General features: G+C 62.3%; 6 protein-coding genes and 3 pseudogenes. 7 read left to right on the forward strand and 2 right to left on the reverse strand.

Features of this window, described 5'->3' with window-relative positions:
* Positions 1-582, forward strand: a 582-nt coding sequence (locus IQK56_RS19790) for an oxidoreductase (protein ID WP_482827655.1), incomplete at its 5' end; no start/stop codon positions are given.
* 190 nt (positions 583-772) lie between these two features.
* The gene (locus tag IQK56_RS19795; protein ID WP_193864249.1) at positions 773-2,902 is read left to right on the forward strand and encodes a TonB-dependent siderophore receptor; all 2,130 of its coding nucleotides are present in this window, start codon (positions 773-775) and stop codon (positions 2,900-2,902) included.
* Between the two features lie 124 nt (positions 2,903-3,026).
* Here IQK56_RS19795 and IQK56_RS19800 read toward each other — a convergent pair whose 3' ends face one another.
* Together IQK56_RS19800 and IQK56_RS19805 are read right to left on the reverse strand one after the other, a co-directional pair.
* Complete coding sequence (locus IQK56_RS19800; RefSeq protein WP_099584588.1) at positions 3,027-3,749, reverse strand: FadR/GntR family transcriptional regulator; 723 nt, start codon at positions 3,747-3,749, stop codon at positions 3,027-3,029.
* A gap of 48 nt (positions 3,750-3,797) precedes the next feature.
* Positions 3,798-5,532: pseudogene (locus tag IQK56_RS19805) on the reverse strand (IlvD/Edd family dehydratase).
* Positions 5,533-5,723: 191 nt separating this feature from the next.
* On the opposite strand from IQK56_RS19805, the gene IQK56_RS19810 reads away from it, so the two are divergent.
* The 5 genes and pseudogenes from IQK56_RS19810 to IQK56_RS19830 form a co-directional block, all read left to right on the forward strand.
* Entirely contained in the window at positions 5,724-7,046 is a 1,323-nt protein-coding gene (locus tag IQK56_RS19810; RefSeq protein WP_150676864.1) for an MFS transporter, read from the forward strand.
* Between the two features lie 15 nt (positions 7,047-7,061).
* Positions 7,062-8,051, forward strand: coding sequence for an AraD1 family protein (gene araD1, locus IQK56_RS19815; protein WP_099584591.1), 990 nt, complete (start codon positions 7,062-7,064; stop codon positions 8,049-8,051).
* Between the two features lie 10 nt (positions 8,052-8,061).
* Positions 8,062-9,641: pseudogene (locus IQK56_RS19820) on the forward strand (aldehyde dehydrogenase (NADP(+))).
* 16 nt (positions 9,642-9,657) lie between these two features.
* Positions 9,658-10,520: pseudogene (locus IQK56_RS19825) on the forward strand (SMP-30/gluconolactonase/LRE family protein).
* Positions 10,521-10,558: 38 nt separating this feature from the next.
* On the forward strand, positions 10,559-11,069 hold a 511-nt coding region (locus IQK56_RS19830; protein ID WP_193901795.1), incomplete at its 3' end, for a substrate-binding domain-containing protein.

Consider the following 11,069-nt stretch of genomic DNA (forward strand, 5'->3'; position numbering starts at 1 on the left):
GGTTTCGAGTGGATCGAACTGCACTTCGCCCACGGTTACCTGGCCCAGAGCTTCTTCTCCGAGCATTCCAACCAGCGCACTGACGCCTATGGTGGCAGCTTCGACAACCGCAGCCGTTTCCTCCTGGAAACCCTGGCCGCCGTGCGCGAAGTCTGGCCGGAAAACCTGCCGCTGACCGCGCGTTTCGGCGTGATCGAATACGACGGCCGTGACGAGCAAACGCTCACCGAATCCATCGAATTGGCGCGAAACTTCAAGGCCGGTGGCTTGGACCTGCTGAGCGTCAGTGTCGGTTTCACCATCCCCGACACCAACATCCCGTGGGGCCCGGCCTTTATGGGCCCGATTGCCGAACGCGTGCGCCGCGAAGCCGGTATCCCGGTAACGTCGGCGTGGGGGTTTGGTACGCCGCAACTGGCAGAAGGGGCGTTGCAGGCCGGTCACCTGGACTTGGTATCAGTGGGCCGCGCACACCTGGCCGACCCGCATTGGGCGTACTTTGCGGCCAAGGAGCTGGGCGTGGATAAGTCATCCTGGACCTTGCCTGCGCCTTACGCCCATTGGTTGGAGCGCTATCGCTGAGGCGAGCCCCGCAGTGTATGGAGCCACTCAATCGAGTGGCTTTTCTTTATCTTGATGTTGATACAAAGCAGATACACAAAAAATAACGAATGAGAATAGATATCAAACGAGAATGCGATGGTATAGCATGCGCCGCGAATTCTTGGCGGGTTTGCCGCCCCATCTGGCTCATTCACTAGGTCCAACATCCATGCGTCGTACCCTGGTTTCCATTTGTGTGCTTCAGGCGTTTTCCCCTCTCACGTGGGCCGATGTCGAGCCGGTTGAAAAAACCGGTATCGAGTTGCAAGCCACCAGCATTACCGGCACAGCCGACTATGAAACGGCCCAGGGGCCAGTCAAGGGATACCACGCCACACGTTCAGCGAGTGCGACGCGCACCGACACCTCGATTCATGAAACCCCGCAGTCCATCAGCGTCGTGTCCAAGGACGTGGTCGAGGACATTGGCGCGACCCGACTGCAAGATGCCCTCGACTATGCCGGCGGGGTCGGCCGTGCCAACAACTTCGGCGGCCAGGGCCTGACCACCTTCACAGTGCGCGGTTTCACCACAGGTGAGTTCTACCGCAACGGTTTCCCGATCAACCGTGGGTATCCGAACATGCCGGACGCCAACACCATCGAACGCCTCGAAGTACTGCGCGGCCCCGCGGCCATGCTCTACGGCCGTGGCGACCCAGGCGGCACCTTTAACGTGGTGTCCAAGCAACCGCTGGCCGAGCGCACCGTGACCCTCGGCAGCCAGTTGAATGACCAAGGCATGAAACGCGGCACCCTGGACGCCTCCGGCCCGCTGGATGAAGAAGGTCGCCTGGCCTATCGCCTGAACGTGGTGGGCGAGGGTGGTGATACGTTTCGTGATCATGTCGAGACCGAACGCTACGGCGTGACGCCAGTGATCACCTGGCAAGCTACTGATGAGACGAAGGTGATCTTTGAAGGCGACTTCATGCGTAACAATCATCCGTTGGATCGTGGCCTGACGCGTTACCCCACCCAAAAAAACGGCAACCCGTCGCGGGACACCTTCTGGGGTGACAAAGACGTCGGCAAATTGCACAACGACAACAGCATGGCGCAGTTGCGTTTTGAGCATCTGCTCAATGAAAACTGGACGCTGGGCGGCGGCTTCCAATGGCTGGACGGCACCTTGCAGGGCAATGCGATTGAAGCCAACGGCCTGAGCGCCGATGGCCGCACCCTGCAACGCAACTTCAACTACCGCAAGCTGGAATGGACCGACAAGGACTACCAGCTCAACCTCACCGGGCACTTCAACACCGGTGGTTTCGAGCACACCTTGCTGACCGGTATCGAGTATGAGGATTACGACTACAAGTCGATCATTCAGCGTTCCAGCGCTGCTGCGGGTACTTACCCGATTGATATCTTCGATCCCGTCTACGGCCAGCCGCGCCCAACGTTGACGCGCACACCGACCCACGACAAGGAAAACCTCAAGACCTACGCAGCCTTCGTACAGGACCAAGTGGCGCTGACCGAGCGCTTGAAAGTGTTGGCGGGTGCGCGGTTTGAGCGGTTCGAGCATGACTACGAAAGCTATGTGACCGGGGTTAAACCTTGGCAAGCCGCCGATAACGCCGTCACCCCACGTGTGGGCGTGATCTACGACCTCACTGATACTGTCGCGGTCTACGCTGACGCCGCACGTTCCTTCAAGCCGAACACCGGCGCTGCTCGCCAAGGTGGCGGGTTCGAGCCGGAGAAAGGCAAGTCCTATGAAATGGGCGTCAAGTGGGAAGCGTTGGATCGTCAACTGAGCGTCGATGCGGCGATCTACCAGATCGAGAAGAAAAACGTACTGACCACCGACCCCGTGGACAACACCTTCAGCGTCGCCGCCGGCCAAGTCCGCAGCCGAGGCTTCGACCTCAACGTAGCCGGCAACCTCACCCCGGAATGGCGCGTGATCGGCGGCTACGCCTACGTGGACGCCGAAGTCACCAAGGACAACACCATTCGCTCCGGCACACGCCTGCTGAACATCCCCCGCAACAGCTTCAGCCTGCTCAACGTGTATGAGTTCCAGGACGGCGCCCTCAAAGGCCTGGGCCTGGGCGCCGGCGGCAAATACGTCGACCAGCGTGCCGGCCAGACCGCCAACACGGCCTTCTCGATGGACGCCTACACCGTCGTGGACCTGCTGAGCTACTACAAGGTCAACGACAAGGTGCGGCTGAACCTGGACGTGAAGAACCTGTTCAATCGTGAGTATGAAGAGGGCGCGTTCGGCAACATCTACGCCTACCCAGGCGCCCCGCGCACAGTCCAGGTCGGCATCGCCTACACGCTGTAACGACCAACACAAACCCAATGTGGGAGGGGGCTTGCCCCCGATAGCAATAGGTCAGTCAATGTTGCTATGACTGATCCACCGCTATCGGGGGCAAGCCCCCTCCCACATTTGCTTTCACCAGGCTCTAGAGCGGCGTGAGCACATTCATCACCGTATCCAACGCCACCCGCGTGTCATCCAACTGCACCAGCGACGCATGCCGTGCGCCCAGCGCGTCGCGGTTCTGGATCGCGGTGAGGATCGCCTTGTGCCGTGGCAGGCTCAGGCCCTGGATGTCCGGGCGGCGGTTGGTGATGTTGATCGACTCGCGCAGCGGCAGCGACAGCATGTTGCACATGTACGCCAGCAGGTCGTTGCGTGTGGCGTCCGCAATGGCGCGGTGGAAGTCCAGGTCGGCCTGCAACAGGTCTTCGTGGGTCTTCGCGGTTTCCATGCCGGTGTAGGCTTTTTCGATGGTGGCGATGTCTTCGTCGGTCGCCGTCGTAGCGGCCATGGCGGCGATTTCCGGTTCGAGGATGCGCCGCACACCGGCCAGGGTGTTGAAGAATTCACTGTGGGGCGTGGACTGCATCAACCATGACAACACATCCGGGTCCAGCAGGTGCCACTTCAGCCGAGGCCGCACCACCGCGCCCACCCGTGGCTTGGAATACACCAGGCCCTTGGCGCTGAGCACCCGGGTTGCCTCGCGCAGCACCGAGCGGCTGACCTTGTACTCCTCGCAGAGCGTGGCCTCCATGGGCAGTCTTTCTTCGGGCTTGAAGCGGCCGGAAACGATGTGCATGCCCAAGTCCTGAACGATCTGGGCATGCATGCTCTTGCGCGGCTTGGGCGGCTGGTGATCCATAACGACGGGGAGGCTCTGGCTTAAAGACGCGGCATCATAGCATCCCAATTAGTGGGAATGACGGGGGACTTCCGCCCCACGGCAACCCACCAGGAAGTCAAAGTCGCAGCCCTGGTCCGCCTGCAACACATGGTCGATGTACAGCTGGCGGTAGCCGCCGACGATCAGGTTTTGCGGTGGCTTGAGGTCGGCCATGCGCGCCGCCAGCTCTGCGTCGGGGATGTCCAGGTGCAAACGGCCGTTGGCGCAGTCCAGTTCAATCCAGTCACCTTCCTTCACCGTGGCCAACGGCCGCCCGCAGCCGCTTCCGGCGCGACGTGCAACACCACCGTGCCATACGCCGTGCCGCTCATGCGCGCATCGGAAATACGCACCATATCGGTCACGCCCTGGGCCAGCAGCTTGGCCGGCAAGCCCATGTTGCCGACTTCGGCCATGCCCGGATAACCCTTGGGCCCGCAGTTCTTCATGACCAGGATCGAGTTGGCGTCCACATCCAGCTCGGGGTCGTTGATGCGCGCCTTGTACATGTCGAAGTTCTCGAACACCACCGCACGGCCGCGATGCTGCATCAGCTCCGGGCTGGCGGCCGATGGCTTGAGTACTGCACCCAATGGCGCCAGGTTGCCGCGCAGCACGCAAATGCCGCGTCGGCGCGGATCGGGTTGTCCAGTGTGCGGATCACTTCGTCCTGGCCGTAGATCGGCGAGTCCTTGGTGTTCTCGCCGAGCGACTTGCCGTTGACGGTCAACGCGTTCGGGTGCGGGATCAGGTTGGCTTCGCCCAGGCGACGCAGGACGGCGGGCAGGCCACCGGCATAGTAGAACTCTTCCATCAGGAAGCGGCCGGACGGCTGCAGGTCGACGATGGTCGGCATGCCACGGCCCATGCGGGTCCAGTCGTCCAGGTCGAGTTCGACGCCGATGCGCCCGGCAATGGCTTTGAGGTGGATCACGGCGTTGGTCGACCCGCCGATGGCGGCGTTCACGCGGATCGCGTTTTCAAAGGCTTCTTTAGTGAGGATCTTCGACAGCTTCAAGTCTTCGCGCACCATCTCTACGGCGCGCATGCCGGACATATGCGCCAGCACATAACGCCGCGCATCCACCGCCGGGATCGCCGCGTTGTGCGGCAGCGAGGTACCCAAAGCTTCGGCCATGCAGGCCATGGTCGACGCGGTGCCCATGGTGTTGCAGGTACCCGCCGAACGCGACATGCCGCCTTCGGCCGCAAGGAAGTCATCCAGGGTAATGGTGCCGGCCTTCACTTGTTCACTGAGCTGCCAGACCACGGTGCCCGAGCCGATGTCCTGGCCCTTGTGCTTGCCATTGAGCATCGGCCCGCCGGTGACCACGATGGCCGGCACGTCGCAACTGGCGGCGCCCATCAGCAGGGCGGGGGTGGTCTTGTCACAGCCGGTCAGCAGCACCACGCCGTCGATGGGGTTGCCGCGAATGGCTTCCTCCACGTCCATGCTCGCCAGGTTGCGCGTCAGCATGGCGGTGGGGCGCAGGTTGGATTCGCCGTTGGAAAACACCGGGAATTCCACCGGGAAGCCGCCGGCCTCGATCACGCCGCGTTTGACGTGCTCGGCGATCTGGCGAAAGTGCGCGTTGCACGGGGTCAGCTCCGACCAGGTGTTGCAGATACCGATGATCGGCTTGCCATGGAACTGATGGTCGGCAATGCCCTGGTTCTTCATCCAGCTGCGGTACATGAAGCCGTTCTTGTCGGCGGTACCAAACCACTGGGCGGAGCGTAGGCCGGGCTTTTTATCAGACATGATCGATTCTCTTATTGTATGACTATATGTTCTCTCTGCGGCTAAACATAAGCGCAAAATGTTCGCTTTGGAAGAGTTGTTTTGCAAATAGTCCTACTATATAGTCTGGCTTAACTGAGGTATGACCCTGGCGGATGATCCGCGAGAGGCATCCCCGATTCCTATAAGAACAACAATCGGAGATCGACCCCATGAGCGAGGAATTGCGGCTTATCCGGCGCATCACGCTGAAACTGATTCCCTTCCTGATCCTGCTTTACCTGATTGCCTACGTGGACCGCTCCGCCGTGGGCTTTGCCAAGTTGCACATGGGCGCCGACGTCGGCATCGGCGATGCGGCCTATGGCCTGGGCGCGGGGTTGTTCTTCATCGGCTACTTCCTGTTCGAGATCCCCAGCAACCTGATGCTCGACCGCTTCGGCGCCCGGCGCTGGTTCGCACGGATCATGGTCACCTGGGGCGCCATCACCATCGGCATGGCGTTCGTGCAGGGGCCGCACAGCTTCTATGTGATGCGCTTTCTGCTCGGTGCGGCCGAAGCCGGGTTCTTCCCGGGCGTGCTGTACTACATCACCCAGTGGTTCCCGGTGCGCCATCGCGGCAAGATCCTCGGGCTGTTCATCCTGTCCCAACCCATCGCGATGATGATCACCGGCCCGGTGTCCGGCGGTTTGCTGGGCATGGACGGCATTCTTGGCCTGCACGGCTGGCAGTGGCTGTTTATCGTGATCGGCACCCCGGCGATCCTGTTGACCTGGCCGGTGCTGCGGTACCTGCCGGACGGCCCCAAGCAGGTCAAGTGGATGACCGACGCCGAAAAAACCTGGCTGACCGACGAACTCAACAAGGACCTGCAAGCCTACGGCCAGACCCGCCATGGCAACCCCTTGCATGCGCTCAAGGACAAACGCGTGCTGCTGCTGGCGCTGTTCTACCTGCCGGTGACCCTGAGCATCTACGGCCTGGGCCTGTGGCTGCCGACGCTGATCAAGCAGTTCGGCGGCAGCGACCTCACCACCGGCTTCATCTCGGCGGTGCCGTACATCTTCGGCATCATTGGCCTGCTGATCATCCCGCGCAGTTCCGACCGCTTGAATGACCGCTACGGCCACCTCGCCGTGCTGTATGTGCTGGGCGCCATCGGCCTGTTCTGCAGCGCGTGGCTGAGTGTGCCGGTGCTGCAAATGGCGGCGCTGTGCCTGGCGGCATTTGCGATGTTCTCGTGCACGGCGGTGTTCTGGACCTTGCCGGGGCGCTTCTTCGCCGGCGCCAGTGCGGCGGCTGGCATCGCGTTGATCAACTCGGTGGGCAACCTCGGCGGCTATATCGGCCCGTTCGTGATCGGCGCGCTCAAGGAATACACCGGCAACCTGGCCTCGGGCTTGTACTTCCTGTCCGGGGTGATGCTGTTCGGGCTGCTGCTGACCGGCGTGGTCTATCGCCTGTTGGAGCGCAAGCACGTGCTGCCCGCCGACCAGTTCGCCGCCAGCGCCCGTGGCGCCACACGTACTTAATCTAGGAGAACCTTCATGCGTTTAGTGCAGTTCGAACTCAATAATGGCGAGCGCCGCGTTGGCGTGGTGGAAGGCAAGCAACTGCGTGAAGTGCGCAGCGCCCACAGCGTGCGCGAACTGGCGCTGGCCGCCATCGAAGCGGGCGTCAAGTTGCAGCAGCAGGTCGACAGCCTCGGCCTGGGCGACAGCCACGACTACGCCGCCCTGCTGGCCGAACAAAAAATCCTGCCGCCCCTGGACCACCCCGACCCGGCCCACATGCTGATCAGCGGCACCGGCCTGACCCACCTGGGCAGCGCCGCGGCGCGGGACAAGATGCACCAGGGCGGTGACGACAGCGCCTTGACCGACACCATGCGCATCTTCAAATGGGGCGTGGAGGGCGGCAAACCCGCCGCTGGACAGGCCGGTGTGCAGCCGGAGTGGTTCTATAAAGGCGACGGCAGCATCGTGGTGCGCCCCGGCCAGGCCTTCCCGGTGCCGCCATTTGCCGAAGATGCCGGTGAAGAACCGGAAATCGGTGGCCTCTACGTGATCGGCCACGACGGCAAGCCCTATCGCCTGGGCTTTGCGGTGGGCAACGAGTTCTCCGACCATGTGATGGAGCGCAAGAACTACCTGTACCTGGCCCATTCCAAACTGCGCAGTTGCAGCTACGGCCCGGAGCTGCGCGTCGGCGAATTGCCCCAGCACCTGGCCGGCACCAGCCGCATCCTGCGTAACGGTGAGGAAATCTGGCGGAACGAATTCCTCAGTGGCGAGGCCAATATGTGCCACAGCCTGGAAAACCTCGAATACCACCACTTCAAGTACAGCCAGTTCCTCAAGCCGGGGGATGTGCACATTCACTTTTTCGGCACCGCCACCTTGTCATTCGCCGACGGTATACGTACCCAACCGGGGGATGTGTTCGAGATCAGCCAGGCTGAGTTCGGCGCGCCGTTGATCAACAGTGTCGGCAGCGTCGATGCGGTGTTCGAACCCGGCAATGTCATCACCCTTTAAGGAGCGCAACATGACCCAGTTTCTCGGCCACAACTTCATCGGCGGCCAGCGCAGCGCCAACGGCAGCGTGACGCTGCAAAGCGTCGACGCCAGCACCGGTGAAGCCTTGCCCCAGGCTTTCTACCAGGCCACCGCGCAGGAAGTCGACGCCGCCGCCCAGGCCGCCGCGCAGGCTTACCCGGCGTACCGTGCATTGAGCGCCGCACGTCGCGCACAATTTCTGGATGCGATCGCCGACGAGCTGGATGCGCTGAGCGATAACTTCGTTGAGCTGGTCTGCCGTGAAACCGCATTGCCAGCGGCCCGCATCAAGGGCGAGCGCGGACGTACCAGCGGCCAGATGCGCCTGTTCGCGACCGTGTTGCGTCGCGGCGATTTCTACGGTGCGCGCATCGACAAAGCCCTGCCGGATCGCCAACCACTGCCGCGTCCGGACCTGCGTCAATACCGCATCGGCCTCGGCCCGGTGGCGGTGTTTGGCGCGAGCAATTTCCCCCTGGCATTCTCCACGGCAGGCGGCGATACCGCCGCCGCGCTGGCCGCCGGTTGCCCGGTGGTGTTCAAGGCACACAGCGGGCATATGGCGACGGCTGAACAGGTCGCCAATGCAATCATCCGCGCCGCTGAAGCGACCGAGATGCCGGCCGGTGTGTTCAACATGATCTTTGGCGGCGGCGTCGGCGAGGCGCTGGTCAAGCACCCGGCGATCCAGGCCGTGGGCTTCACTGGCTCCCTCAAAGGTGGCCGCGCCTGTGTGATATGGCCGCCGCGCGCCCGCAACCGATCCCGGTGTTTGCCGAGATGTCGAGCATCAACCCGGTGATCGTGTTGCCCCAGGCGCTGCAGGCGCGGGCCGAGACCGTTGCCCGTGACCTCACCGCGTCGGTGGTGCAAGGCTGTGGCCAGTTCTGCACCAACCCTGGCCTGGTGATCGGCATTGCCTCGCCGGAATTCACCGCGTTCACCCGGCAGGTGGCGCACTTGATCGGCGAGCAACCGGCGCAGACCATGCTCAACGCCGGTACTTTGAGCAGCTACGGCAAGGGCCTGGAAAAACTCCTCTCGCACCCTGGCATTCAACATCTCGCGGGCAGCACCCAGGCGGGCAATCAGGCGCAACCGCAGCTGTTCAAGGCCGATGTGCGCCTGTTGCTCGATGGCGATGAAGTGCTGCAAGAAGAAGTCTTCGGCCCCACCACGGTGTTTATCGAAGTGGCGGACCAGGCCCAACTCAGCGCCGCGCTGCACGGCCTGCACGGTCAACTCACCGCCACGATCATTGGCGAGCCGGCAGACTTTCAGCAATTCGCCGAACTCACGCCGCTGCTGGAACAGAAAGTCGGGCGCATCCTGCTCAACGGCTACCCGACCGGCGTGGAAGTCTGCGATTCGATGGTGCATGGCGGCCCGTACCCGGCCACGTCCGATGCCCGTGGTACCTCGGTCGGCACCTTGGCCATCGACCGCTTCCTGCGTCCGGTGTGCTTCCAGAACTACCCTGATAGCCTGCTGCCCGATGCGTTGAAAAACGCTAACCCGTTGCGTATCCAGCGCCTGGTGGATGGCACGCCATCGCGCGATTCGCTGTAAGGAACCCGGAGGTCTCATGTCGTGTAAGGCCGTCACTGCACACCGTGCGCAATTGGGCGAAGGCCCGTTCTGGGACGCGCCCACCCAGGCGCTGTATTGGGTCAATATCGCCGGCAAACAGGCGTTGCGCCTGATGGACGGGCAGTTGCAGATCTGGCAATTGCCCGAGCACGTCTCGGCCTTTATTCCGTGTGAAAGCGGCGATGCCTTGGTGACCTTGAGCAGCGGTGTCTACCGCCTGGACCTGGCCACCGAAGCCCTGACCCTGCTGTGCGTGGCCGACCCGCAACCGGGCAACCGTGGCAATGAAGCACGCTGCGATGCCCAGGGTCGGCTGTGGCTGGGCACCATGCAGAACAACATCGGCGAACACGGCGAAGACCTGCCGATTACCCGGCGTTCCGGTGGCCTGTTTCGCATCGACGCCGATGGGCAGGCCACGCCGTTGCTGAGCGGCCTGGGCATTCCCAACACCTTGCTCTGGAACGAGGAGGGCAGCCGGGTGCACTTTGGTGACAGCATGGATGGCACGCTCTATCGGCATGCGATCCAGCCCGACGGCCAACTCGAACCGGCACAGGTCTGGTTCGGCCCGCACACACGGGGCGGTCCGGATGGCTCGGCGATGGATGCCGAAGGCTATATCTGGAACGCCCGTTGGGACGGCAGTTGCCTGTTGCGTCTGACGCCCGATGGCGAGGTGGATCGCATCATTGAGCTGCCCGTCAGCCGGCCCACCAGTTGCGTATTCGGTGGGCCAACCTCACCACGCTGTACATCACCAGTGCCGCCAGTCCATTGGATCACCCCCTGGACGGTGCGGTGCTGGCTATTGAAGTGGATATCCCTGGCAAACCTTGCCATCGCTTTGCCGGTTAAACCCCAAGACTCAAAAACAACAACAAGAGGTGTCGTTCATGAAAAAAGTCCTACGCGTCCTTGCCGCCGCCGTTGCGTTAAGCAGCCTCAGCAGCCTCGCCTCAGCCGAAGAAGTAAAGATCGGCTTCCTGGTCAAACAAGCCGAAGAACCCTGGTTCCAGACCGAATGGGCCTTCGCCGAAAAAGCCGGTAAAGAACACGGTTTTACCGTGATCAAGATTGCCGTGCCCGATGGCGAAAAAACCCTCTCCGCCATCGACAGCCTGGCCGCCAACGGCGCCAAGGGCTTTGTGATCTGCCCGCCGGACGTGTCCCTCGGCCCGGCCATTGTGGCCAAGGCCAAGCTCAATGGCTTGAAAGTCATGGCCGTGGATGACCGCTTCGTCGATGCCAAGGGCAATTTCATGGAGGACGTGCCGTACCTGGGCATGGCCGCGTTTGAAGTCGGCCAGAAACAGGGCGCCGCCATGGCCGCCGAAGCGAAAAAACGTGGCTGGGATTGGAAAGACACCTACGCGGTGATCAACACCTTCAATGAACTCGACACCG

This window comes from Pseudomonas cyclaminis, from assembly GCF_015163715.1.
Classification (GTDB): domain Bacteria; phylum Pseudomonadota; class Gammaproteobacteria; order Pseudomonadales; family Pseudomonadaceae; genus Aquipseudomonas; species Aquipseudomonas cyclaminis.